The 24,221-nt window shown below is 51.0% G+C and carries 25 protein-coding genes; 16 read left to right on the forward strand and 9 right to left on the reverse strand.

Going from position 1 to position 24,221, the window contains the following annotated elements; translation table 11 throughout:
• Positions 1–6 precede the first annotated feature (6 nt).
• Genes paaC through pcaF form a run of 4 tightly spaced genes read right to left on the reverse strand, consistent with a single transcriptional unit; the run spans position 7 to position 3,314 of the window.
• Positions 7–780 (reverse strand): 1,2-phenylacetyl-CoA epoxidase subunit PaaC, encoded by a 774-nt coding sequence (gene paaC / locus J4E70_RS03700; RefSeq protein WP_213887695.1) that lies wholly within the window; start codon positions 778–780, stop codon positions 7–9.
• Entirely contained in the window at positions 780–1,064 is a 285-nt protein-coding gene (paaB, locus tag J4E70_RS03705; protein WP_213887696.1) for a 1,2-phenylacetyl-CoA epoxidase subunit PaaB, read from the reverse strand. Before paaB ends, paaC begins: the two co-directional genes overlap by 1 nt.
• A 27-nt stretch (positions 1,065–1,091) precedes the next feature.
• Entirely contained in the window at positions 1,092–2,096 is a 1,005-nt protein-coding gene (gene paaA / locus J4E70_RS03710) for a 1,2-phenylacetyl-CoA epoxidase subunit PaaA (protein WP_213887697.1), read from the reverse strand.
• A gap of 15 nt (positions 2,097–2,111) precedes the next feature.
• Positions 2,112–3,314, reverse strand: coding sequence for a 3-oxoadipyl-CoA thiolase (gene pcaF, locus J4E70_RS03715; protein ID WP_213887698.1), 1,203 nt, complete (start codon positions 3,312–3,314; stop codon positions 2,112–2,114).
• A gap of 321 nt (positions 3,315–3,635) precedes the next feature.
• Between pcaF and J4E70_RS03720 the strand changes: the two genes are divergently transcribed.
• Complete coding sequence (locus tag J4E70_RS03720; protein ID WP_213887699.1) at positions 3,636–4,448, forward strand: SDR family NAD(P)-dependent oxidoreductase; 813 nt, start codon at positions 3,636–3,638, stop codon at positions 4,446–4,448.
• A 14-nt stretch (positions 4,449–4,462) separates the two neighbouring features.
• Here J4E70_RS03720 and pdxR read toward each other — a convergent pair whose 3' ends face one another.
• Complete coding sequence (gene pdxR, locus J4E70_RS03725) at positions 4,463–5,869, reverse strand: MocR-like pyridoxine biosynthesis transcription factor PdxR (RefSeq protein ID WP_213887700.1); 1,407 nt, start codon at positions 5,867–5,869, stop codon at positions 4,463–4,465.
• A gap of 143 nt (positions 5,870–6,012) precedes the next feature.
• On the opposite strand from pdxR, the gene J4E70_RS03730 reads away from it, so the two are divergent.
• Positions 6,013–6,735, forward strand: coding sequence for a GNAT family N-acetyltransferase (locus tag J4E70_RS03730; RefSeq protein ID WP_213887701.1), 723 nt, complete (start codon positions 6,013–6,015; stop codon positions 6,733–6,735).
• A 285-nt stretch (positions 6,736–7,020) separates the two neighbouring features.
• Positions 7,021–7,368 carry an antibiotic biosynthesis monooxygenase family protein gene (locus J4E70_RS03735; RefSeq protein WP_213887702.1) on the forward strand — a complete coding sequence of 116 codons (348 nt, stop codon included), beginning with the start codon at positions 7,021–7,023 and terminating at the stop codon, positions 7,366–7,368.
• On the opposite strand, the gene J4E70_RS03740 is transcribed toward J4E70_RS03735, so the two are convergent.
• Positions 7,365–9,431 carry a molybdopterin-dependent oxidoreductase gene (locus J4E70_RS03740; RefSeq protein ID WP_213887703.1) on the reverse strand — a complete coding sequence of 689 codons (2,067 nt, stop codon included), beginning with the start codon at positions 9,429–9,431 and terminating at the stop codon, positions 7,365–7,367. The two genes, J4E70_RS03735 and J4E70_RS03740, sit on opposite strands and share 4 nt — an antisense overlap.
• Before the next feature lie 235 nt (positions 9,432–9,666).
• Between J4E70_RS03740 and J4E70_RS03745 the strand changes: the two genes are divergently transcribed.
• The 6 genes from J4E70_RS03745 (at position 9,667) to J4E70_RS03770 (ending at position 16,854) form a co-directional block, all read left to right on the forward strand.
• Positions 9,667–11,547 (forward strand): PhoX family protein, encoded by a 1,881-nt coding sequence (locus J4E70_RS03745; RefSeq protein WP_213887704.1) that lies wholly within the window; start codon positions 9,667–9,669, stop codon positions 11,545–11,547.
• A gap of 274 nt (positions 11,548–11,821) precedes the next feature.
• Positions 11,822–12,685 (forward strand): FAD binding domain-containing protein, encoded by an 864-nt coding sequence (locus J4E70_RS03750; protein ID WP_213887705.1) that lies wholly within the window; start codon positions 11,822–11,824, stop codon positions 12,683–12,685.
• Positions 12,682–13,158 (forward strand): (2Fe-2S)-binding protein, encoded by a 477-nt coding sequence (locus tag J4E70_RS03755; protein WP_213887706.1) that lies wholly within the window; start codon positions 12,682–12,684, stop codon positions 13,156–13,158. Before J4E70_RS03750 ends, J4E70_RS03755 begins: the two co-directional genes overlap by 4 nt.
• Position 13,159: 1 nt before the next feature.
• Positions 13,160–15,400, forward strand: a complete 2,241-nt coding sequence (locus J4E70_RS03760) for a xanthine dehydrogenase family protein molybdopterin-binding subunit (RefSeq protein WP_213887707.1) — start codon at positions 13,160–13,162, stop codon at positions 15,398–15,400.
• 4 nt (positions 15,401–15,404) lie between these two features.
• The gene (locus tag J4E70_RS03765; RefSeq protein WP_213887708.1) at positions 15,405–15,650 is read left to right on the forward strand and encodes a MoaD/ThiS family protein; all 246 of its coding nucleotides are present in this window, start codon (positions 15,405–15,407) and stop codon (positions 15,648–15,650) included.
• Between the two features lie 349 nt (positions 15,651–15,999).
• Positions 16,000–16,854 (forward strand): hypothetical protein, encoded by an 855-nt coding sequence (locus tag J4E70_RS03770; protein ID WP_213887709.1) that lies wholly within the window; start codon positions 16,000–16,002, stop codon positions 16,852–16,854.
• A 205-nt stretch (positions 16,855–17,059) separates the two neighbouring features.
• Here the strand turns inward: J4E70_RS03770 and J4E70_RS03775 are convergent, their stop codons facing one another.
• Positions 17,060–17,989, reverse strand: coding sequence for a hydrogen peroxide-inducible genes activator (locus tag J4E70_RS03775; RefSeq protein WP_213887710.1), 930 nt, complete (start codon positions 17,987–17,989; stop codon positions 17,060–17,062).
• A 173-nt stretch (positions 17,990–18,162) separates the two neighbouring features.
• Here J4E70_RS03775 and J4E70_RS19675 point away from each other — a divergent pair, with 173 nt between their 5' ends.
• The 6 genes from J4E70_RS19675 (at position 18,163) to J4E70_RS03805 (ending at position 22,181) form a co-directional block, all read left to right on the forward strand.
• The gene (locus J4E70_RS19675; protein ID WP_425516541.1) at positions 18,163–18,330 is read left to right on the forward strand and encodes a DUF465 domain-containing protein; all 168 of its coding nucleotides are present in this window, start codon (positions 18,163–18,165) and stop codon (positions 18,328–18,330) included.
• Positions 18,331–18,448: 118 nt separating this feature from the next.
• Positions 18,449–18,703, forward strand: coding sequence for a TFIIB-type zinc ribbon-containing protein (locus J4E70_RS03785; RefSeq protein WP_213887712.1), 255 nt, complete (start codon positions 18,449–18,451; stop codon positions 18,701–18,703).
• Between the two features lie 80 nt (positions 18,704–18,783).
• Entirely contained in the window at positions 18,784–19,407 is a 624-nt protein-coding gene (locus tag J4E70_RS03790) for a carbonic anhydrase (protein ID WP_213887713.1), read from the forward strand.
• Between the two features lie 81 nt (positions 19,408–19,488).
• Positions 19,489–20,658 carry a Na+/H+ antiporter NhaA gene (nhaA, locus tag J4E70_RS03795; RefSeq protein ID WP_246531581.1) on the forward strand — a complete coding sequence of 390 codons (1,170 nt, stop codon included), beginning with the start codon at positions 19,489–19,491 and terminating at the stop codon, positions 20,656–20,658.
• 34 nt (positions 20,659–20,692) lie between these two features.
• Positions 20,693–21,490: an ion transporter gene (locus J4E70_RS03800; RefSeq protein WP_213887715.1), complete on the forward strand. Its 798-nt coding sequence runs from the start codon at positions 20,693–20,695 to the stop codon at positions 21,488–21,490.
• Between the two features lie 196 nt (positions 21,491–21,686).
• Positions 21,687–22,181 carry a fasciclin domain-containing protein gene (locus tag J4E70_RS03805; RefSeq protein WP_213887716.1) on the forward strand — a complete coding sequence of 165 codons (495 nt, stop codon included), beginning with the start codon at positions 21,687–21,689 and terminating at the stop codon, positions 22,179–22,181.
• A gap of 162 nt (positions 22,182–22,343) precedes the next feature.
• On the opposite strand, the gene J4E70_RS03810 is transcribed toward J4E70_RS03805, so the two are convergent.
• The gene (locus J4E70_RS03810) at positions 22,344–22,967 is read right to left on the reverse strand and encodes a class I SAM-dependent methyltransferase (RefSeq protein ID WP_213887717.1); all 624 of its coding nucleotides are present in this window, start codon (positions 22,965–22,967) and stop codon (positions 22,344–22,346) included.
• Positions 22,968–23,051: 84 nt separating this feature from the next.
• Here J4E70_RS03810 and J4E70_RS03815 point away from each other — a divergent pair, with 84 nt between their 5' ends.
• Complete coding sequence (locus J4E70_RS03815) at positions 23,052–23,939, forward strand: LysR family transcriptional regulator (protein ID WP_213887718.1); 888 nt, start codon at positions 23,052–23,054, stop codon at positions 23,937–23,939.
• 44 nt (positions 23,940–23,983) lie between these two features.
• On the opposite strand, the gene J4E70_RS03820 is transcribed toward J4E70_RS03815, so the two are convergent.
• Complete coding sequence (locus J4E70_RS03820) at positions 23,984–24,205, reverse strand: hypothetical protein (RefSeq protein ID WP_213887719.1); 222 nt, start codon at positions 24,203–24,205, stop codon at positions 23,984–23,986.
• Positions 24,206–24,221 lie beyond the last annotated feature (16 nt).

Raw genomic sequence — 24,221 nt, forward strand, 5'->3', positions numbered from 1 at the left:
TACATTTTACCAGGTTGCGCCGGGGTAAGCACGTTGCAGCCACTGCATTTGCGTCAGGATGTGGCCTAAATGTTCAGAGTGCCGCATTCCGGTTTTACCACCTTTGTGGGCGAACTTGCTGTCCGGAGTCGTCAGCGTTGCATCGGCAAGTACCCGGCCTACTAACGCATCATACTCGTCACGTAACGAGGCTGGATCAGGCGCAACACCCGCCTTGACCATTTCTGCGTCAACCTCATCACCGACAAACATTTCCCCGATGTAGGGCCATAGCAAATCCAAGGCGGTTTGCATCTTGGCATGGCTCTCTTCGGTACCGTCCCCGAGGCCTGCGACCGTATCAGCCGAACGCTCAAGGTGGTAGGCGACCTCTTTGCTCGCCTTTTCCGCAATGTCTGCGATCCGCTGATCGGAACTTTTCATTAAACGGCCAAGCATGATCGAATGCCAGGCATCGAACAGGAACTGGCGCATCATTGTCTGGCCGAAATCACCGTTAGGCTGTTCGACCAGCAGAAGGTTGCGAAAGTCCCAGACATCTCGCAGGAAAGCCAGATTGTCGGCGGTCCTGCCTTTGCCCTCAACTTCGCCAGCCAGACCCAGCCAAAACTGAGTTTGGCCAATCATGTCGAGCGCGGTGTTTGCAAGAGCTATATCTTCTTCAAGAACCGGGGAATGGCCGCACCATTCCGAAACACGGTGCCCCAGAACAAGGGTGTTATCGCCCAGGCGTAGCAGGAACTGAAACAGCGCGTCATTTTTGTTGAGTTTGTCCGCCATCACATCGCCCCTACGTCTTCTGGAATGTCAAAGAAGGTCGGGTGACGATACACTTTGGAATTTGACGGCTCATAAAGCGGACCTTTGTCACTGGGGGAAGAGGCCGCGATATGCGCTGCTTCGACAACCCAGATGCTGACGCCTTCATTGCGGCGCGTATAGACATCGCGCGCGTTCTTGATTGCCATTTCTGCGTCGGGCGCATGAAGCGAACCCACGTGGCGGTGGCTCATACCGTGTTGCCCGCGGATGAAAACTTCCCAGAGAGGCCATTCATTTTTCATGGTTTTATCCTTTTCGTTTCGCGCGGATTATTCGGCGGCAGTTTTGGCTGATGCTTTGCGCGCAGCTTTTTTGCGGGCATGGGCCAGCAGGCCGTCACGCACCCATTTTCCGTCGTCCCACGCCTTGTTTCGGGCATTAAGGCGCTCGGTGTTGCAGGGGCCATTGCCTTTGATCACCTCAAAAAACTCTGACCAATCGGGTTCGGAGTAATCATAGTGGCCCGTTTTTTTGTTCAGCTTTACGTTTTCATCCGGGATCGTAAGGCCAAGATATTCAGCCTGAGGCACCGTCTGATCGACGAATTTTTGCCGCAACTCGTCATTTGTGTTGATCTTGATTTTCCATGCCATTGACTGGGTTGAGTGGACTGAATCTTTGTCAGAGGGGCCGAACATCATTAAGGCAGGGAACCAGGTGCGGTTCATCGCGTCCTGAGCCATTTGCTTTTGTTCTTCAGTGCCTTGGCACATCTTCATCATGATGTCGTAGCCTTGGCGCTGGTGAAAGCTTTCTTCCTTACAGATACGGACCATCGCGCGGGAATAAGGGCCGAAAGAAGTGCGTTGCAGCGGCACCTGATTCATAATTGCTGCCCCATCAACCAACCAGCCAACAGCACCCATATCAGCCCAGTTCAGCGTTGGGTAATTGAAGATTGAAGAATATTTCATTTTGCCGGAAAGCAGGTCTTCGGTCAGCTCATCCCGGCTGATACCTAACGTTTCTGCCGCGCAGTAGAGGTAAAGACCGTGGCCGGCTTCGTCCTGTACTTTGGCAAGCAGGATCGCCTTGCGTTCCAGCGTTGGCGCACGTGTGATCCAGTTGCCTTCAGGAAGCTGCCCCACGATTTCGCTGTGCGCGTGCTGGCCGATCTGCCGGATCAGCGTGGCGCGGTAGTCGTCGGGCATCCAGTCTTTGGGTTCGATTTTTTCATCAGCATCGATCCGGGCCTGGAAGGCGCGTTCCTGATCCGTCATTTCTTCCGGAGATTTAACGCCGGTCCCGGCGGTCTTGATCATTTGAGCGTACATTGCGGTTTCCTCCGATCAAATTCGTTCGATGATGATTGCCGTGCCCTGCCCGACACCCACACACATGGTGCATAGCGCATAGCGCCCACCTGTTCGTTTCAACTGATAGGCAGCGGTCAGAACAAGACGCGCGCCGGACATTCCCAGCGGGTGGCCCATTGCTATCGCACCGCCATTTGCATTTACGTGCACGGCATCATCCGGCAGGCCCAGTTTGCGCAACGTGGCGAGCCCCTGGCTGGCGAATGCTTCGTTCAATTCTATCACATCCATGTCTTTGAGTGAGAGGCCCGTTTTCGCCAGGACTTTACGTGTGGCAGGAACCGGGCCAATTCCCATTATACGCGGCGCGACACCTGCAGCAGCCATGCCAACAACACGCGCCATTGGGATCAGGCCGTTTTGCACAGCCGCATATTCGGAGGCGAGCAATAGTGCAGCCGCTCCGTCGTTTACGCCGGATGCATTCCCGGCTGTCACGCTCAGGTCCGGGCCATTTACCCCGCGCAGTTTGGAAAGCTTCGCTGCATCCGTTCCGGGGCGGGGATGTTCGTCGGTATCAACAACAATCGGATCACCCCGGCGTTGAGGAACCTCAACCGGTACAATCTCTTCAGCGAAAATACCTGCTTCATGCGCCGCAGCCCAGCGCGCTTGCGACCGGGCGGCAAAAGCGTCCTGATCTTCACGGCTTATGTTGTAATCCGCGGCGACATTGTCAGCCGTTTGTGGCATGGAATCAACGCCATAGGCGGCTTTCATTTTTGGGTTAATAAATCGCCAGCCAATCGTGGTGTCATGAACTACGTTCGCTCGGCTGAACGCGGTTTCCGCCTTCGGCATTACAAAGGGCGCGCGGCTCATACTTTCGACGCCACCGGCAATAGCGAGTTCATAGTCACCCGATTTTATTCCGCGCGAAGCCATTCCAACCGCATCCATACCAGAGGCACATAGGCGGTTTATGGTTGTTCCCGGAACTTCAATAGGCAGGCCTGCAAGCAGTGATGCCATACGCGCAACATTACGGTTATCTTCGCCAGCCTGATTGGCCGACCCAAAGATCACATCGTCTATGCTGGCCCAATCCACCTCTGGGTTGCGGCCCTTCAATGCAGAAATTGGCACTGCCGCCAGATCGTCTGCTCGAATCGAAGAAAGTACGCCGCCGTATCGTCCGATTGGTGTTCGGATGGCATCGCAGATGAATGCAGTCATAGACCGTGGTCTCCCTTTACTTTTGTCACATAATACGCCGACCGTTTGGTCGGTAATACAAGAAAAACCGACTCGCCGCAATAATTAATGTTACCAAAAAACAAAATTTATTAATTATTAGTAACATAAAGAAAACTTTGGGTTTCGGGTCCCCAAAAGCCAATCTTACCATTCTTTCAGCCAGCCAAGTGTACACTCAAGAGACGCAGAATGTGACGAAAAGAATCCGCAGAAATAGCAAAGCCCGAAAATCAAGATTTGCCACCGAATGACTTTTGCATCTTAGTCTAAAGCGAAATTCATTCATCGGAGGGGCGTATCATGAGGTTTAACGACAAAATTGTTCTTGTAACCGGTGCCAACTTTGGAATCGGAAATGCGATAGCGCGCAAGTTTGCAGGCGAAGGTGCAAAAATTGCCATTGTCGCACGTGGTCAGGAACGTTCTGAGAAAGTAGTTGAAGCCTTCGCAGCCGAAGGGTTTACGGCCGATTTTTTCAAAACAGATGTTTCTGACGAGAAAGCAGTTGAAGGCATGATCGCAGCAGTTCTTGCAAAATACGGACACATCGATGTCGTTGTGAACAACGCAGGCTGCGGCAGCCAGAATTGTGGGATCACTCCGGATGATTCACCGGGAAAGAGGTGGGCATTCTTTCGCGGAGCGAATCTTGATTCATGTTACTTTGTAAGTGCTCACGCATTACCGCATCTCTCGAAAAACCCAGGCAGTGCAATTGTCAACATTTCCTCCACCGCAACCCTGCATGGGAATTGGGGCTTGTACGGCGCAGCGAAAGCGGGCGTTGAAGGGATGACACGATCGTTTGCTGCAGAAGCGGCCCAGTTTGGTACGCGGGTCAATTGCATTAGCCCAGGCTGGATAGAAACAAGCCCTGAGCAGACGCTGGCAGCGCAGGGAAGCGAAACCGGAGAATGGGATATGCCGCCATCGCTGTTGAACCGTATGGGAACGATTGAAGAGATTGCCAATGTCGCGGCTTTTCTGGCATCGGATGACGCTTCATTCATCACCGGGCAAACATTGGTTGTCGATGGTGGACTAACGATTACTGATTATCCGTCGCGTGCCTCTCTCTCGACAGTCGGGCATCGAGTTTTTTCGCGTTCCTGATAGATTGACGAAGGTTAACAGCCCCTCTTAAGAACACGCTCAAGGGTTTGCAGGCCTTCTTCCAGTTCAGCCTCTGTGAAACCGCAAAAGCCCAAAAGCAGGCCATTGAGCGCCGAGTTGCCTGAACCGAACTTGGACAGGGGCTGTGTTGTTAAACCTTCAGCATTCGCGCGGTTTGACACCTCTACATCATTGCCGGTTTTTTTCAAATGAAAAGCGATTTGCATGCCCGCCTGATGATCTTCGAAAGAGCCATGGTCAGAAAAAGAAAGAGAAAGCCTGTCTAGGAGAAAGTTCCTTCGCTCTCCATACACACGCCGCATGCGCCTGAGGTGGCGGTAAAACTCACCAGTTTCGATAAATTCTGCGAGGGCTTGTTGCGGCATATAGGATGCCCTGACGCCAAAACGGTTGAGCGTTTCTTTGAATGCGCCAACCAGCGGGCTCGGCAGTATTACGTATCCCAACCGCAGGCTGTTTGAAAAAATCTTTGAGAAACTGCCAATGTAAATCGTCCGGCTTAAGTTATCAAAGCCTGCCATTGCGGGAATGGGGCGGCCTGCATAGCGAAATTCACTGTCGTAATCGTCTTCAATAATCCAGCCGTTGTGTGTCTCTGCCCATTGAATAAATTCAAGCCGTCGGCTGGGGGACATTGCCCCACCAAGAGGGTACTGATGCGAGGGCGTCAGAACCATGAGTTGGCAGTTCTTGTTTGCGCTTGAGAGGCTCGCGCCGTTTTTGTCGATGCTGAGGTATGCAGGGTTAAGCCCAAGTACCGAGACAAAGCTTTGCAATGGCAAATATCCGGGGTCTTCAAGCCCGATCGTGTCATCCGGTTGTGACAGGGTTCTGATGCAAAGCTCCAGGGCATCGCCGGACCCGGCCGTGATGAATATCTGGTCAGGTGAGGCGGCTATCCCGCGCCAATCCGAAACGTGATTGGCGACAGCCGTTCGTAGTGCAAAACTCCCCTGAACTGTATTGCCAATCAGCATGCTTTGAGGATTTGTCCGGCAAACGCGGGAAATCGTTTTGGCCCACTGGAGGTGCGGGAACAGACGCATGTCCGGCTGGCCAGCTTGAAATGGCTTAGGCGAAGCAATTGTTTCGGCTGGCTGTTTGCTAAGGGCAGGGTGGTCCGAAACATTAAGCTCGACAGAACCAATGGGGCAAACGGTGTATCCCGATCCCGGTATGCTTTGAAGATACCCTTCGGCCACAAGTTGTTCATAGGCCGTAACAATTGTTGAGCGCGACACACCGAGCTCTGTCGCGAAAACGCGGGTAGGGGGTAACTTTTTGCCCTGAGCCAGATCACCGGACACGGCCTGTTTTCGAATAGCCATGCAAATTTGTTCAAATACTGGAACAGAAGAAGATCTGTTGATGGAAAAGCCCATCCATGGTTGGTGTTTCATATAATTGGTCTGCTAAAATTTTCCATTTTTGGAGGTTAACGGCGAACCGGGAATGCCGCAATATGGGTCAATACATCGGCAGATACACTTTTGACGTGGTATCAGAGGTCAGTCTCTAATTTCGTTAAACAAAGGGAAAGATAATGTCGCGGCGCGTGAATGAAATTGGCCAACCAATTGGTGATGATGTGCCGGGCTGGTCAGCAAAAAAGACACCACCACACGCGCCAACTGAAGGCAGTTACTGCCGGGTGGAGCCGCTGACATCGCAACACACTACGGCTTTGTACGAAGCGTTCAATACGGGTCGCAACGAAGGTCTATGGACGTATATGCCCGTCGGCCCGTTCGAGACTCTTGGTGCCTTTGAAAAATGGATGGATACCGCCTGTAAAAGCGAAGATCCCTTATTCTATGCAATTGTGGATCGTGCGGCGGACCGGGCTGTTGGATTTGCATCCTATCTGCGGATTGTACCGCAATATGGGGTGATTGAAGTAGGCTTCATCGCGTTTTCACCGCAGCTGCAGAAAACCCCCATTGCTACAGAGGCGATGTACCTGATGATGCGCCGTGTTTTCAATGAACTTGGATACCGTCGGTACGAATGGAAATGTGACGCGCTGAATGCCCCGTCTCGCCGAGCCGCTGAAAGGTTTGGTTTCTCTTATGATGGGCTGTTTGAGCAGGCGTTGATTTACAAGGGCCGCAATCGCGATACGGCTTGGTACTCAATACTCGACCGGGACTGGCCACATCTTGAACAGGCCTATGAGACTTGGTTGGACCCAAAGAATTTTGACGCGGAGGGCCACCAAAAGCGTAGGCTTGCTGATCTGATTGTGGAAATGCGGAAAACTGCCTGAGTGGCAAAGAATTTTTCTTCTTGGGCGTAGCCCTAGTAGAGAACTGCCCACTACGACGCCCTTGTTCAAACGCACAACAAGGCTGTGGTTGACGAGATGGTGCTGGATGTGAAAGCCAATTTGGATGACTTCATGCTAAATGCAGAAACGCTCTTTAAGAATTTCATGAACGCAATCAAATAGTGGTTACAGTTAGTCTTATCCTCTGGAACCTTGCCCCAAACGCAGCATAGGTATCGGAGGCGTTGCCGGATTGCACAAACCGTTCCGATAAAGGGAAAGCACATGATCGCTGTTATATTCGAGGTGAAGATCGCTGAAGGGCGTAAACAGGACTATCTGGATATCGCAGCGGAGTTGCGCCCACTGCTTGCGCAGGTTGATGGTTTCATTTCTGTCGAACGCTTTCAAAGCCTGACCAATCCGCAAAAAATCCTTTCGCTTTCGCTTTATCGCGACGAACAGGCCGTGCAGGACTGGCGTAACCTGACCAAACACCGCGATGCGCAAGGCAAAGGCCGTGCAGGAATATTTTCCGACTATAAACTACGTGTCGCCAGCGTCATCCGCGACTACGGTATGTTTGACCGTGAAGACGCCCCAAATGACAGCAATGCCAGACACGCAGGTTAAGGCTGACCGATTTTGTAGCTCTTTCTGACGTCCACGAAGGTTTCATTGTAGCAAGCACCGTCTTCGATATCGGTGCGGATATCTGACGGGATTAGGGCGTTCGCCGTCAGTCCAGTATCACTTGTATTTAGCCATGTACCCTTTGGAGAATAAAGCACGCCCTTTCTGGTCGCGTCTGTGACGACCAACCGAAGCGTAACTTCTGCGCGGTCGTTCCAAACAGTGACCTTATCAGCGTCAACCAATCCACGCGCCTCTGCATCTGTCGGATTCATTTCAACGATCTCAATGCAATCTGAAGCTTCACAACCGCCAAATGTTGCATTGGTACGCTTGGAAGAAGACGGTGTGATCAGGGTCAATGGCTGATCCTGTGGTACGGGTTCGTATCTTGGAACACCATATCCAAACCTCGTTTGAAGGTCGTCAGAGAAAAGTTCGATCTTACCTGATTTTGTTGCCGGTATCACGGTCTTGCACATGATTAGTTCATGTCCGTCAGGCCCGTTCATTTCAAGCGAGCTATCCATTGCAATCTGGCTTGGTTGAACATCGTTAAATCGAGGATCTGCCCCGTCCATTGCGTCATCCATAAGCTGTTCGTCGCTGGCTGTGAAAATTGCGCCGTCATAGCCACAGCGTGCCGCAAGGCGCCGAAAGATTTCGGTGTTTGGCAGGCTTTCACCAACACAAGGAATAACGGGTGCGGCGCGCTGAACATAGTTTTGGCCATAAGCCCCATAGATGTCGTCATATTCAAAGTGGCTTGCCGCAGGCAGGATGACATCAGCAAAGGCCATGCTGTCTGTCATCACAATGTCAGACCCAACGATGAACAGGTCATCACGCATCAGCGCCTTGATCAGATTCACCTGATCGGGGTGCGTTGCAACAGGGTTATGGTTGTAGATCATTGTGGCCATAACGGGCGGGTCCAGCGTTTTATCAAGCAGCTTTTCAGCGACGTCGACGATATTGAATGTTCTCGTGCCGTTGGGGATCAGGTCATTACTGTGTAGCCGGGCCTGGGTCTTGGGCGCAGAAAGGCCCGATTTAGCGATCACTCCTGCACCCAGACGTCCGTGATTGCCGGTAAGGGCCTGCAACGCCATTGCCGCACGCAAGCCAGACCCACCACTGCGACCGCGTTCAATGCCGTTTCCAAAAGAGGCGGCGATATTATTTGAGCTTTCAAACAGATCGGCAATTTCAAGAAACTGCGCTTCGGGAATTCCGCATTCGGAAACCACATCGTCAACCGAATACCGGCGCGCCTGAGCCATGAAAGGTTCAAACCCAACCGTCCAGTTTTCTATAAACGCCATATCAAGCGCATCACGGCGTTCAAGTTCTGCGGCCAGCGCCATTGCAAGTATCACGTCTGTTCCGGGGTGTATCTGAACAAACAAATCGCACTGCTCCGCGACCTTGATCCGTTTCGGGTCCACGATGACCAATTTCGCACCCTTTGCACGGGCGTCTTTAAGGACTCGCATCAAATGCAGGTTCGACACAGTGACGTTGTTGCCCCAGACAATAATCAGGTCAGAGTGCACCGCCTGTTCAGGTGGCATTCCGGGTGCTGCGCCAAAAAGGCTTGTATAGGCCGTGCCACGTACGGCGCCACAAAGTGGTCCGCGATTAAGAAGGGTTGCACCCATTTTGTGAAAAAAGCGCCGGTCCATAGACCCACCAGCCAATTCACCATGAGGGCCGGCATAGTTGAAGGGCATCACAGATTGTGGACCATGTGTTTTTATCGCTTTCGAAAAGCCCTCAGAAACCAGATCCAAAGCTTCCTCCCAGGTTATTCGGGTATACGTGCCCGACCCGCGCGGCCCGGTTCTGCGAAGCGGGTGCGTTAGACGATTTTTCCCATGCACAAATTCTGGGTAGTAGCGCGCAACCTTGTTGCAGATCACACCGTCGGTATAGGGGTTGGCATGAGAGCCCTTTACATCAACTAACTTTCCGTCTTGGACAAAGGCGCTCAGGCTGCAGGTGTCAGGGCAGTCCAGCGGGCAAACGCTGGGAAGGGTTTGTTTACCAACATGCTGGTTCATAGAAATCTCCTGTCACATTCTTTGTTAAAGAATACCCCAGCGATATGTCACTTGAGAATGTCCAAAACTGTTAATAATGAACATACCAATTTTATAGCGAGATTCCGTCAATAAATTTTCTGAGCAGCAGTTTTCAAAGAGCTGACACGAAGCCTTAGTATAGTATTTGCCAGAGTTTCTTAGATTCTTGATGTCTGTTACTCAGATCTAAGCGTTCAGTTTAAAGAGAATCCCAATGACAAAAGACGAACTATCTTTTGATGAATTTGACGAAGCGAACGATCCACGTCCGGAAATGACTGGCTTTGACAAGGTGGTTGATCAGGCGTTCTCGCGCCGGGGTTTCCTTGGCGGGGTGATGACATTCGGTCTCGGAAGTTTTCTTGTTGGGACAACATCCATACACCCGGCAAATGCAGCAGAGGACCGGTTTGGCTTTGCCCAGGTCGCTGCAAACACTGATGATACCGTTACCGTTCCCGAAGGATTTGATTGGGAAGTGCTCGTTCAGTGGGGTGATCCGCTATGGTCTGACGCTCCTGAATTTGACGAGGCGACACGCGGTACAGCGTCAAGTCAGAAGAGCGCATTTGGCGATAACAATGACGGTATGTCGTTCTTTGCCAGAGATGGCCGAAACATCATGGTTGTGAATAATGAATATACAAACCGGAAAATTATGTGGGGCAACCGCCCTGAGAATAAACCCCAAACTGACGATGACGTTGAAAAAGGCTTGATGGCACATGGTGTTTCAATTTTTGAAGTTGTCAAGGAAGGTGCACATTGGCGCGTCGTTTTGGACAGTGACCTCAATCGCCGTATTACACCGCAAACCGCGATGGAGCTTGTTGGCCCGGCAGCCGGGCATGATTTACTAAAAACGGCTGCAGATCCATTTGGAACACGTTCCTTTGGGACGTGGAACAATTGTGGGAACGGTGAAACCCCTTGGGGCACCTATCTGGCGTGCGAAGAAAACTTCAACGGCTATTTTTCGTCGTCAGATCCAAATCTGGAACGGACTGCTCAGCAACAACGTTACGGGATCAATTTGAAGGATTGGGGCTATGGCTGGGTGCGGATTGACGAGCGTTTTGATATTGCAAAGCATTCTAACGAGCCCAATCGTGCCGGCTATGTCGTTGAAATTAATCCATTTGATCCAACCTCGACACCAAGAAAACACACGGCACTGGGGCGTTTCAAACATGAAAACGCAGAAGTCGTAATAGCGAACAATGGCCAGGCCGTCGTTTATATGGGCGACGATGAACGCGGTGAATTTCTGTATCGTTTTGTGTCTGACGAGGTTCATTCCACAACGGGCGATAATCGCAACTTGCTGAGTTTCGGCCAGCTTTTTGTGGCGAAGTTTCATGATGATCTAACCGGTGAGTGGCTCGCATTGACGCCTGAAACAACAGGAATGAGCGATGCCGAAATCCGGGTATTCACCCGTCAGGCCGCGTCGGCTGTTGGTGCAACAACGATGGATCGCCCGGAATGGGTGGCCGCTAATCCGACGAAAACAGAAGCCTATGTTGCCCTGACAAACAATAAGAACCGCGGAATGAAGCCAAATAACGGAGGCGATGAAACATCTGTAAATGGCCCCAATCCACGTACAGAAAACCAGTATGGTCAGATCGTCCGCTGGGTGCCGGAAAACGAGGACCACACCTCAACCCTCTTTAGATGGTCCCTCTTTGCGCTGGCGGGAAACCCGGATGTGCACACCGATGCCTATGCCGGCTCTCCCAATATCAATTCAGGCAACATGTTCAATTCGCCTGACGGAATGAGCTTTGACACTATAGGGCGGCTCTGGATTCAGACCGACGGCAAATATTCGAATGACGGAGATTTTGCGGGTATGGGCAACAACCAGATGTTGGTCGGTGATACTGCGACGGGCGAAATCAGGCGTTTCATGGTCGGTCCAAAAGAATGCGAAATCACCGGTTTGTGCTGGTCCTCTGACCGCCAGACACTTTTTGTGGGTATCCAACACCCCGGTGAAAAAGGCGGGAGCCATTTCCCCAATGGAGCAGACACTGTGCCACGGTCGGGCATTGTCGCGGTAACTCGGAACGACGGTGGCCAGATAGGGTAGAATTCCTAGCTGTCACAGCAGCTCCAGATACCCCAAAGTCCGGGGGCGTTTTTTTTGCTATTTTGCGAAATGCTGTTCAAGATTTAATGGTCCACGCAGACAAGCATTTCAGAATCGTTTATTCAGAATTCAAATATTAAAACTATTGACTGGACGATGGATTTGAACTGAGGCAGGGTCTTGTGGCTTTTGGAAGTTCAAATGTGTTTTTTGGGACGGGGGATTCAATGAAACAAGACCTGTTCACCACACGATATCAAAGTGGAAAAATCAAATGAGATATGTGAAGGCTGAGAATCTTGAGACTGCCGCTGCTCTCTTAAACGGAGAACCCGGCATTTCGCGAATTTTAGCTGGCGGAACGGATGTTCTTGTTCAGTTAAGGTCAGAAGCTGTCGAGCCTGACCTGATTGTCGACATGAAGTACCTTGACGGAATGCGCGACATTACACCCGAAGACGGAGGTTTTCGGGTTGGTGCTGCGGTCTCGGGTGCTGAACTGGGCGAGCACAAAGAGGTTTGCGCATTGTGGCCTGGGGTTGTTGAGGGGTTTGAACTGATTGGATCCACACAGGTACAGAGCAGGGCGACCATGGCTGGGAACCTGTGCAACGGGTCCCCTGCTGCAGACAGCGTTCCGGGCATGATTGCCGCAAATGCGACTGCGCGGATTTTTGGTCCGGAAGGTTTCCGGAATTGCCCCGTAGCGGATATTCCAGTGAGTCCTGGGAAGACGTCCTTGGCCAAAGGAGAGTTTATCACATCGATCCTGTTGCCTGCACGACCTGCGCGCGCCTCTGACGCTTATCTGCGGTTTATTCCACGCACAGAGATGGATATTGCCGTATCCTCTGCGGCAGTCAGTCTCGAGCTTGATGGTGACGGCACATGTACAGCTGCGCGCGTTGTAATTGGTGCTGTGGCCCCGACCGTTCTACTTGTTCAGGATGCAGGGGCAGCGCTTGAAGGGACAAAACTGGATGACGCCGCAATTGCCAAGATGGTTCAAGCTGTTGAAGCAGCATGTAGTCCGATTGATGACAAACGCGGAACCGTCGAGTTTAGAACCAAAACAGCGGGTGTTCTTGCCAAGCGCGCAGCCCTGATCGCCTATGAACGTGCCGGAGGCAAAAAATGAAAAACTTCCATGTTTCAACAACGATAAACGGCGATGATGCTGAATTCATCTGTACACCAGACGAAACCTTGCTTGATGTTCTGCGCAACCGGCTCGGGCTGACTGGTGCGAAAGAAGGCTGCGGAACGGGTGACTGCGGGGCGTGTAGCGTTACACTGAACGGTCGGCTGGTTTGTTCCTGCCTAGTCCTTGGTGCAGAAGCAGAAGGTGCTGAGATTGAAACCATCGAAGGTATGGCCGACGGCGATGACCTGCATCCACTGCAGCGGGTGTTTATTGACAAAGCTGCTTTGCAATGCGGGGTCTGCACACCAGGCATTCTGGTTGCAGCGCGTTCACTGCTCGAAAAGAACCCCGAACCAACCGATGAAGAAATCCGTTACTGGCTGGCTGGCAATCTTTGTCGCTGCACAGGATACGACAAGATTATCAAAGCAGTACAGATTGCTGCGGCTGAGATGAGGAGCGTTTAATATGGCATTAGATACAAGCAACAAGCGCGAATTCAAGGTTGTCGGCACACGGGTTCAACGCCCTGACGGGATAGACAAGGTCACTGGTAAAGCGATGTACGGGGCGGACGTCACCGCACCCGGTATGCTGATCGGGCGCATCTTGCGCAGCCCACATGCACATGCGCGGATCGTATCGCTCGATACGTCTGCAGCAGAGGCGCTTAAGGGGGTCAAGGCGGTTGTCACTACGGCTGACCTGAGTACCCCGGAAGATGATTATTTCGCTGATATCCGAGACAACTGTTTGGCCCGTGAAAAGGTTCTTTACGATGGCCATGCCGTTGCAGCAGTTGCCGCGACAAATAAACATGTCGCCAAAGAAGCGTTGAAGCTCATCAAGGTTGAATATGAGATTCTGTCGCATGTGACCGACGTTGACGAGGCCATGAAAGCAGATGCTCCCATCGTGCAAGAAGGCCGCGCGGATGAAAGCGTACACGAAGGCTGGTCGCAAAACGTTACCAGCCATTTTGAGTTTGGTCACGGTGATCTGGAAGCTGGTTTTGCCAAGGCAGACAAGATCGTCGAACGCACTTTCAAAACGGCAGCGACACATCAGGGCTATATTGAACCTCATGCCTGTCTTGCGTCTTTGGGTACAGATGGTCGCGGGGAGCTTTGGTGCTGCACGCAGGGCCAGTTCCTTGTCCGTACCAAATGCGCAGAGATTTTGGGTATCGAAGCCAGTCAATTGCGTGTGACGGCATCTGAAATCGGTGGCGGTTTTGGCGGCAAGACAACAGTCTTTATCGAACCTGTAGCGCTCGCGCTTTCACGCAAAGCCGGGCGACCCGTAAAACTCGTGATGAGCCGCGAAGAAGTGTTTCGCGCCTCTGGACCAACCGTTTCATCCTCTATTGACGTGAAAATCGGAATGACGAAAGACGGGCGTATTACGGCAGGGCAGGCGAAGCTGCGTTATCAGGGGGGTGCGTTCCCGAACGGTACGGTTGAATTTGGCTCGCAAGCGGCCTTCGCAGCCTATGATCTTGAAGCCGTTCAAACCCTTGGCTGGAACGTCATGACAAACCGGCCGAAAGAAATATCATATCGTGCACCGGGTGCACCGATGGCGATTTATGCTGTCGAAAGTGTGGTGGACGAGTTGTGTCAGGAACTTTCGCTTGATCCGCTTGAAACCCGGCTAAAAAATGCCGCACGCAAAGGAACGCTGTCGTCTTATGGGCCGACGTTTAATGATATTGGTCTGGTGGCAACGTTGGAGGCCGCAAAGACGCATCCGCATTACTCAGCCCCATTGGGAAAAAATCAGGGGCGTGGTCTTTCCTGCGGGTTCTGGTTCAATTTTGGTGGCAATACCTGTGTTTCGCTGAATCTGAATTCTGACGGGACAGTGGGCGTTGTCGAAGGCAACCCCGATATTGGCGGTTCACGCGCTTCGATTTCGATGATGGCGGCGGAAGAGCTGGGAATACCCTACGAAAAGGTGCGTACCGTCATTACAGACACCAATTCGCTTGGCTACAACGACGTGACTGACGGTAGCCGAGTAACTTTTGCGGTTGGTCTGGCTACCATCGAAGCCGCGCGCGCAGCGATTAAAATAATGTGCTCACGCGTCGCTAAGATCTGGGGCATTGATGAGGAGGCCGTGGTCTGGGAAGACGGCTGTGCGAAGCCATCTGGCCCGAATGCCGGGGAGTTCCCGCCAATGACAATCGCTGAAATTGCTGCGATTGCGGACAATACTGGCGGGCCAATTGCCGGGCATCACGAGGTCAACGCGGATGGCGCCGGGGTGAGCTTTGGTGTGCACATTGTTGATACCGAGGTGGACCCGGAGACAGGTGCCACTAAAATCCTGCGTTACACGGTGTTTCAGGATGCTGGTAAGGCGGTGCATCCCGACTACGTTGAAGGCCAGATGCAGGGCGGTGCCGTGCAAGGTATCGGCTGGGCGCTGAACGAAGAGTATATCTATGGCGAAGACGGCAGATTACAAAACCCGGGCTTTCTGGACTATCGGATACCCGTGGCGTCGGACTTGCCACCAATCGACACGGTGATCCTGGAAATCCCGAACCCGGGGCATCCTTATGGGGTGCGCGGTGTTGGGGAAACCTCGATTGTGCCGCCACTGGCAGCCATTTCAAATGCCGTGTCACGTGCCACTGGGGTTCGGATGACGGAACTTCCGATGTCCCCGCCAAAACTGCTTAAGGCGATGTCGGAGCGCTGAAGACATGGTGAAAGTCAAGCTTTGGGGATCACTACGGACCCTGGCGGACGGGAATGAATATGTCGAGGTTGAAGCCAGCAATTTCAAGCAATTGCTGGATCAGCTTTCGACAAAGTATCCAGCCCTGAAACCACAGATCAAACGCGGAGTTTCCCTGGCGCTTGATGGCGTGATTTACCGGGAAGCGTGGTTCACTGAAATCAGCGATGAAAACGAGATCGTTCTAATGCCCTATATGGTGGGGGGCTAAGCTCAAAGAGGGATATTGTTAGGTATGCAGTTGTGGTCGCGCAGGCGCTTGGGAATTGACATTCCTGCAAACGCTAAAATGTCCGCTATGCGGGGTGGATTCAACTGATCGCCGCAGCCACGTAAAACCCGAGTATTTCTAAAATGCACCTCGCAAGAGAGAAAAATTAGAAATTAGGAAAACCCCAGTCGTGGGCAAAATAAAACAACCAAATCTTAGCCGACGATAATGAGCACAAAGCCGCTCTGAATCTCTCCTCTGCTTAATAGTTGAGTGGCTTGGGCGAGACAGATTGACTTGAGCTCTTCGCAACACTACCACACTAATAGGTTGTAAGCAGAGTTAAGAAATGGCAATTCGAGGTGAATACATAAAGCGCGATATGCGATTGAAAATTCACGTTTCATGCAGGGATTTATATTCCGAAATAGAAATCGAGAAAACCTTTGCTGATCTCTACAAGGCGCTAGAAAAGATTGTAGAAAGCCTCGAAGATAAAAGCATCTATTTCTTCAGTATAGAAATTGAATGCGGCAGCAACACCATGGAGCCGGAAACTGTTGGATACCCTCAAGCAGCATACCCTGAAGGAGAATACAATCCTTGGGAAGCCCAACGCTTGGATTTTTGGCTATCCGCATTCAAAGCACCGCATTTGCATCAGCACATTAAAGACTGGTTTGTACGGCTAGAAGAAGTTCTGGAGCAAATAAAGGGCTATAAACGGTCAGCGGAAGGTTTGTGGGAGGATGAATATACGCAATTTTGCGAGCCTTTGATTAGTTATCTAGCCAATTGCGACATAGAATTCGTTCCTTACTACACCCGTTTGTTGCGCAGGTGGGACCTGATGCACGAGGTGAAACAGCTTGAAGTGATAGACGCAATTTTCCGAAAATTTGGCGCCTGTGCAGAAACCGAGGAGCTGTTATATTGCCGTGTCGTAGAAACAGAGGGCCAACACGGAATAGATCAGGTGGAAAAGCTTTTTCCTTTCCTCCAAGAAGAGTATGGCGACTTCACTAAATCGCTGCTGTTCCGGCGAATGGTTGCTCGATGGCACGCCAAAGAACTGGAGTTGCACACAGAAACCGCAAACGCTTGGAATTCGGCTGAGTGGTTTATCTTCAAGGGTTGCAGCCACAAAGAACTTGAAGACGGGGCAAAACGCATCCTCGATGAGGTTGTCGGTAAATCTAAATAGGTCGAACGTTAGCAGAAAATCGAGGGACTGCGTCCCTTTTGCCATTCCTTAGTAATAACGCTCTTGTATGTCCTCAAAGGGCTCATTGCAGTCCTCTGGCCCTTTCTAACGGATGATCGCTTTTCTTCTGAGGCGCGGCGTGCAGTGGAACATTGCTCTCGCTATAGCGCCCACGACCTGCGTTCCCGCTTGGTCGCAACACATGCTACTCAGGAATAAGGTTTTCAAAATCTTTTCCAACGATGTTTTTAATGAAGCTGGCTAAATCTGCGTATGTCGCAGATTTCCCTGCACCCTTTCTCCAGACCAGACCTATGGAACGCGATACACTGCGATCTCTGACAGGGAGCGTTACGACATCGCCAAGATTTGATACTTCTGACTGCGCATAGAGTGACGGTAAGAAAGTTGTTCCCATATTCATGGACACCATCTGACGAAGGGCGTCCAGGCTGGTCCCCTCATAGTCGCGGATAAGGTCTGCACCATAGTCTTCGCACAAGGCGTGCACCTGATCATGCAGGTGATAATCTGGCGCGAGCGAAAGGACGGGTAAGCCTTTCAGGTCGCGTACTGAAACATCACTCTTGCGCGCGAGGGCATGATCTGAAGAAACGGCGAGAAAAAGTGGTTCTCGGAACAGCCGCTGAACGACGAAATCGGACTTATGAACAGGCAGCTGAGCAAGGATCAGATCGTGCAGGCCGGTGCTCAGTTCGTCTTCCAGCTTGTTTGGCACACCTTCGCGTATGTATAGTTTTACGTCCGGATGCTCGCGGTGAAGTGCGGCAACAACCCGTGGCAAAAGATACGGCCCCAACGTAGCCTTCACGCCAAGTCTTATTGTGCCGGCAAGACCATGCTCTGCCATTGCAGCAAAATCGGATATAGCCTGCGTTTCAAGCAATATCTGCCGGGCACGCTCTACAATCTCGCGTCCGGTGGGCGTTAAATTGACCGTTCCACGCGCGCGTTCTACCAGCCGGGTGCCGAGCACATCTTCCAGTATCTGAATCTGAACGCTCAATGTTGGCTGGCTTACGCCGCAAGATTCTGCCGCGTGGCGAAAGTGTTTCTGGTCCGCAAGAGCGACGAGATACCGAAATTGTTTTAGCGTTGGGTTTGTCTGCGCCATTTTGAGCTCCTGAGTAGGGCAATTCTTGATAGGTAATTACTATCACAAAATAATAGTTTTCCATATTTAATTTGTTGTGTGGCCACCCCAGTTTTGGCTTAACGAAACGCCCAAGCAGCGATACAGAAGGGGATTTGAAAATGTCAAAAAGACGCATTCAACTCAGAGTCCGGATGAATGGGCTAAAGCGTTGGGCAAAACTGGTGAACGATCAAATCAAAGATGAAATGAAACGGCCACTTCCCAATGCCTTGCGATTGAGGGCGTTAAAGGCGAGGCGCCTTAAGTTAAAAGATAATCTTCGTAGAATATCGAAATGGCCGGCTACGCCCGCCGAGTGACTTTATGAAAACTTAAGAACCAAAAATCGTTTCTTCAGAACCAATTGCAGCGGGCCACCTAGAACTTCTCCTCGCGTCAGACCAAACGAACAAACTTATCGAAAGAATGGAAAAAAACATGAAATGCCCTGTGGATAATAATGACCTGATCATGAGCGATCGCAACGGTGTTGAGATAGACTATTGCCCAACATGCCGGGGTGTTTGGTTGGATCGCGGAGAGCTGGATAAGATTATCGAGCGTTCAGCAGCGCCAGTGACCCAACAACACGAAAGCCACCGCTCCATGCACCCGGGGTACGCAGAAAAATACAGTCACCCCAAGAAACAGAAAAGGAAGAGTTCGTTGCTAGGCGAAATCTTCGATTTCTAATTCGCAAACCAACTTCAGAAAATTTGAGCGGCCCTCCGGTTTTGGAGGGAACCGCAGTTTTTATGTGTAAGGAGCTTTGAATGCCGGAAAGACTAGTACAGGGATATCAGCGGTTTCGCGATGGATATTTTATTGAAAACAAAGAAAAACTGGCAGCCCTCGCGATGGAGCAAAAGCCTCGCATTGCGTTGTTGTCTTGTTGCGACTCCCGGGTTGACCCGACAACGGTTTTTGACGCGGCACCCGGTGATCTTTTCGTAATACGAAACGTTGCGAATCTCGCGCCACCTTATGAACAGGAAGGTGTATTTCATGGGACGAGTGCAGCGCTTGAATTCGCTGTTACCGGCCTGGAAGTTTCGCATATTGTCGTTTTGGGACACGCGAACTGTGGCGGGATTCGCGCATTGATGGATAAGTCGCCAAGCGATGATAAAACCTCTTTTATCGATCGGTGGATGACAATAGCTGCACCGGTTCGTGAACATATTTGTGCCTCGGGCGAGATGCCTGACGAAGAGCGTTATGCAACCTGCGAACGTCAGGCAATTGCGCATTCGCTCCGGAATCTGATGACCTATCCCTGGGTAAAGACCCGGGTGAACGCGGGAACACTTTCGTTGCACGGGTGGCACTACGATTTGGCAGAGGGAACACTGTCATCGCTCGATCCTGAGACAAAGAGCTTTTTACCCCTTCGCTGAGCCGCGATTATTGGTTTTCGTACTGCTCATTGATCAATGAGCTGAACAAATAAATTTCACCTATGACAAAACGGAATGAACATGAAAAATCTGAATAAGGACGCAATAGCAGGGCTTTTACTGGCATTCGCAGCCGTTCTTGGCCTCTTGTCCGAGAACATTTCGTTTTTGCGTCCGTTCTACGACCTTTTCTTAAATGCCAATGTGACCGTAGCTGTTGGGGATGCGGGCATTTCAAAGCCGTTGTTGTTGTGGATCAATGATGGCCTTATGGCGGTGTTCTTTCTGTTTGTTGCCTTAGAGATAAAGTGCCAAATCCTTGAGGGGTCTTTGTCGAGCTGGAAGCGCGCGGCGTTGCCATTTTATGGCGCAATTGGTGGTATAACGATCCCGGCTCTGGTGTTTTTGTCAGTTGTAGGTTGGAGCAGTGTAGAGGCACGCGGTTGGGCGATACCCGCCGCGACAGACATTGCCTTTGCGTTGGGCGTACTCAGCTTGTTTGGCAGCAGGGTGCCTGTCGAGCTAAAAACATTTTTGTTGGCGCTTGCTATCGTCGATGATCTTGCAGCTATTTTAATTATAGCCCTGTTCTACACGAGCAAGCTATCGATCATGGCTCTCAGCCTGGCGTTCCTGGTTGGCTTTGCTCTGATCTTGCTCAACCTTTTCGGCGTAAAGCGATTTACCCCCTACGTTCTTCTGGGTGTGATCTTGTGGGTCTGTGTTCTGAACTCTGGGGTTCATGCAACGCTGGCTGGTGTTGCAATCGGATTCGCCATTCCTTTAGAGCGTGACGAAAAAGGAAGATCGCCTGCGATTTCGGCTGAACATGGATTGCACGGCTGGGTCACATATATGGTTATGCCTCTGTTTGCATTTGCAAATGCCGGAGTGCCGCTTGAGGGTTTGAATTTTGACCTTCTGACTCAGCCGCTGACGCTTGCGATCATTCTTGGGCTTTTCATTGGTAAGCAAGTTGGTGTTTTTGGGGCAGCTTGGGCTGCGATCAGATTTGGCCTCGCTGAAGCGCCGCGAAGTGCGAGCATGTTGCAGCTTTACGGCGTAAGCCTTTTGTCGGGCATCGGTTTTACGATGTCGTTGTTCATTGGCGCGCTCGCCTTTATTGACGCGGAACACCAGTCGCTTGTTCGGATAGGCGTTATAGTGGGCTCGATCCTGTCAGGGGTAACCGGTGCGCTTGTGCTTTACATTGCAGGGCGAGAGCCAGCTTACGAAATGCAGAAGTCCTAACCGTTACTCTGACAGCAAAGCGAAGCACTTGAACATGATCAACACGGAAAGATTGCGACGCTTTCTTGAAGCAAAAAGCACGACTCGTTTCATTCTCGGGGTGATACTGTTCAATGCCGTTTTGCTTGGGATGGAGACATCGCAAACAATAATGGGCCACTTCGGCCCGGCGATACTTTTTCTTGATAATCTTTGTCTGACGATTTTTACGGTCGAAATTGCCCTTAAACTAGCGGCCTACAGGTTGAGTTTTGCCAAAAGCGGTTGGAATCTTTTTGATCTGGCAATTGTGGTAGTCTCACTTGTACCTGTGGGGCAGGGGTTCACTGTTCTACGCGCCCTTCGCATTCTACGGCTACTGCGTGTCATTTCAGTTTCACCCAGTTTGCGTAAAGTCGTGGAAGGTTTTGTTGCTGCATTGCCGGGTATGGGGTCTGTGGTGATCCTGATGAGCATGATATTTTACATAAGTGCAGTGATGGCGACCAAGCTGTTCGGGATAGCAAAGCCCGAGTTTTTTGGTACGCTTGGCGCATCGGCCTACTCACTTTTCCAGATTATGACATTGGAAAGTTGGTCGATGGGTATTGTAAGGCCCGTTATGGCGGTACAGCCCTATGCTTGGGTGTTTTTTGTTCCGTTTATTTTGATAACGACTTTTTCGATCGTAAACCTTTTGGTCGGCCTCATTGTCAACTCCATGCAAGACGTGAGCAACCGTAGTGCTGTGGATGAAACCACCCATCACCGGGACGAGGTTTTGGTACGGTTGACAAAGATTGAAGATGCTCTTTCAAAACTATCCAGGGCGGATCGAAGCTTAGGTAAATGAGAGAGAAAAGGTTGGAAATTCCTTTTCTAACAAGGGTCTATGTAGATTTTGGCAAAGAAAGTTCAGGCTTCATATATTTCCTAAGCGGCTAAGCTCGCAAATATTTGCGAGAATAAATGATCCACTAAAGTCGGTGTTTCGTAGTTAAAGTACTTCCCAATACTGGGGAGCATCAAAATTTATAGGGGACCCAGATATGAACCGACGTTTTGCCTTGAAAGCCACCTTGTTCGCAGGTGCCGCAGCTTTGATTACCGCTTGCGCACCAATGATCGATGATGGCGATGATATCGTCGATATCGCAGCATCCAATGATGATTTTTCAACACTTGTTGCTGCTGTTCAGGCTGCAGGTCTTGTTGACACTCTTAAAAGCGACGGACCCTTCACAGTGTTTGCGCCGACGAATGAAGCATTCGCAGCGCTTCCAGCAGGAACAGTTGATACGCTGCTGAAACCCGAAAACCGAGACCAGCTTGTCAGCATTCTGACATATCATGTTGTTCCGGGTGCTGTTACTTCTGATCAGCTGGCTGGCAACAAACTGGATGTGGCAACCGTGCAAGGCCAGACCGTTCACATCAACGCGACGCATGGCGTTAAAGTTAACAACGCTAATGTGACTGCGGCGGACATCATGGCGACGAACGGAGTGATCCACGTTGTTGATACGGTTTTGCTCCCTAAGTAACGATCTTTCGCCGCTGCAACCCGGCTTGCAGCGGCAACACTGCGCTGCGCGTTGATTAAAAGCCAGCCAACAATCAACGCCTCGCACTGATAGCAAAGAAAACGGGAAACAACGTTTAAGAAATCTACCTGACGACAATTTAGGTGTATGGAACCAAAGGATTCACTTCTTTCTTGCCACGATAAATCGACTTGGTGGTGATGCTGGGTATGACCCAGTTTCCAAAACCTCGAACCCTTCGCGCGCTATGAGGTTTTCAAGCTCTTTCGCTTTAAGAAAACCAACATAGGGTGCGAAACCAAAAATCCGCATCAGCCGGATGATGACCCGTATATGCCAACCCTTTTCTGCCAGACAGACCGTTTTTGAAATGAAGATTCCGCCTGTTTTCAACAAGGTGTTCATCCTGTGAACAGTCGTAGGCAGATCTTCGAGCAAATGCAAAAGATTGAAGGCGAGAACCACATCAAATGACTCTGGTTCCATCGCTTCATTCAACGCCGAAGAGCGTACAAAACTCACATTCTCAATCTGCTGTTCAGTTGCCTTTTGCGTTGCGATTTTAATCATTGTGCCAGAGATGTCGCTGGCGGTGATCTGCTTGGCAGAATGTGCCAGCAATAGCGCGGTGGACCCTGTACCGCATCCAACCTCAAGCACTGCATCTACTTTTGTCAGATGCGCCTTGGTGCGTTCCATTGTTTGATTGTAGGCTTCAACGTTTTTGATCGGGCTTTTGGCATATTTTTTGGCCACTTTATCCCAGAACCGCGCTTCTTTACTCATGACAGTACTCCTATGCCGCCCATCTAAATATGCATTTACTTTAATTGAATTGCGAAAAACTGCATTTGTTATATACAAATATGCATGAATTGGCAGGCTGTTTCATTTGACTGGAACCATGTGCGCGCGTTTCTCGCAACGGCCGAGGAAGGATCATTGTCGGCTGCAGCGCGCGTCCTTGCACAGACCCAACCTACGCTTGGCCGCCAAGTTGCAGCACTTGAAGAAAAGCTTGGCGTGGTTTTGTTTGAACGTGTTGGCCGGTCATTGTCGCTCACACAATCGGGCCTTGAGCTGTTGGAACATGTCAGGGCGATGGGTGATGCAGCCAGTCGAATCTCTCTGACCGCGTCCGGCCAATCTCAGACGATTGAAGGGAACGTTCGTTTAACAGCGAGTGATGCAATGTCTGCCTATTTCTTGCCACCTGTTCTAAAAAAGCTTCGTCAGGTCGCGCCGGGATTAACGGTAGAGATTGTCGCCTCCAATACCGTCCGTGATTTACAACAGCGCGAGGCCGACATTGCAATCCGCCACATCCGCCCGGAACAACCTGACCTGATTGCCAAATTGGTACGAGAGACAACTGCACATCTCTATGCTTCGACTAAATTCCTTGATGAACAGGGGCGGCCGTCTTCTGCCGATGATCTGAAGAACGTTGTTTTTATTGGGTTCGAAACATCCGACCGATTGATTTCTGGGCTAAACGAGCTCGGGCTTTCGCTGACAAATGAAAATTTTAAACTGGTTTCCAACAGCGGGGTGGCAACCTGGGAGATGGTGAAGCATGGGTTGGGAATTGGTGTGATGGTTCGGGAGGTTGCGGAGATGACGCCGGATACTGAACTGGTTTTACCCGACCTTGTACCGATACCTGTGCCCATCTGGCTCGTTACTCATCGCGAGCTACATACAAGCCGCCGTATCCGTTTGGTCTTTGACCTTTTGGCAGATGCGTTTCGAAACTGAGAAGTACAACTGTTGTCAGCCTGAACTTCGAGACGTGAAAGCAGTTAGGACCGCGCTGCGATCATCAACCGCTCCAGTCCTTCATCCGCTCTTGCAACAACCCGCTCGGCGTCTGCGAGTTGGTCAATCAACGCGGTCAACAGCACTTCGGCTTGCTGTGTATCTCCTTGGTTCGAGCTGTCCTGAATCGCAACCGAGCGAGAGGCAGCAAACCTCAGCAAATCCAGAGCTGCACGGATATCGGCACCCGATACATTGATTTCCATGACAAACTCCCTCTTT

The organism is Pseudohalocynthiibacter aestuariivivens, from assembly GCF_018457175.1.
In the GTDB taxonomy this organism is placed as follows: Bacteria; Pseudomonadota; Alphaproteobacteria; order Rhodobacterales; family Rhodobacteraceae; genus Pseudohalocynthiibacter; species Pseudohalocynthiibacter aestuariivivens.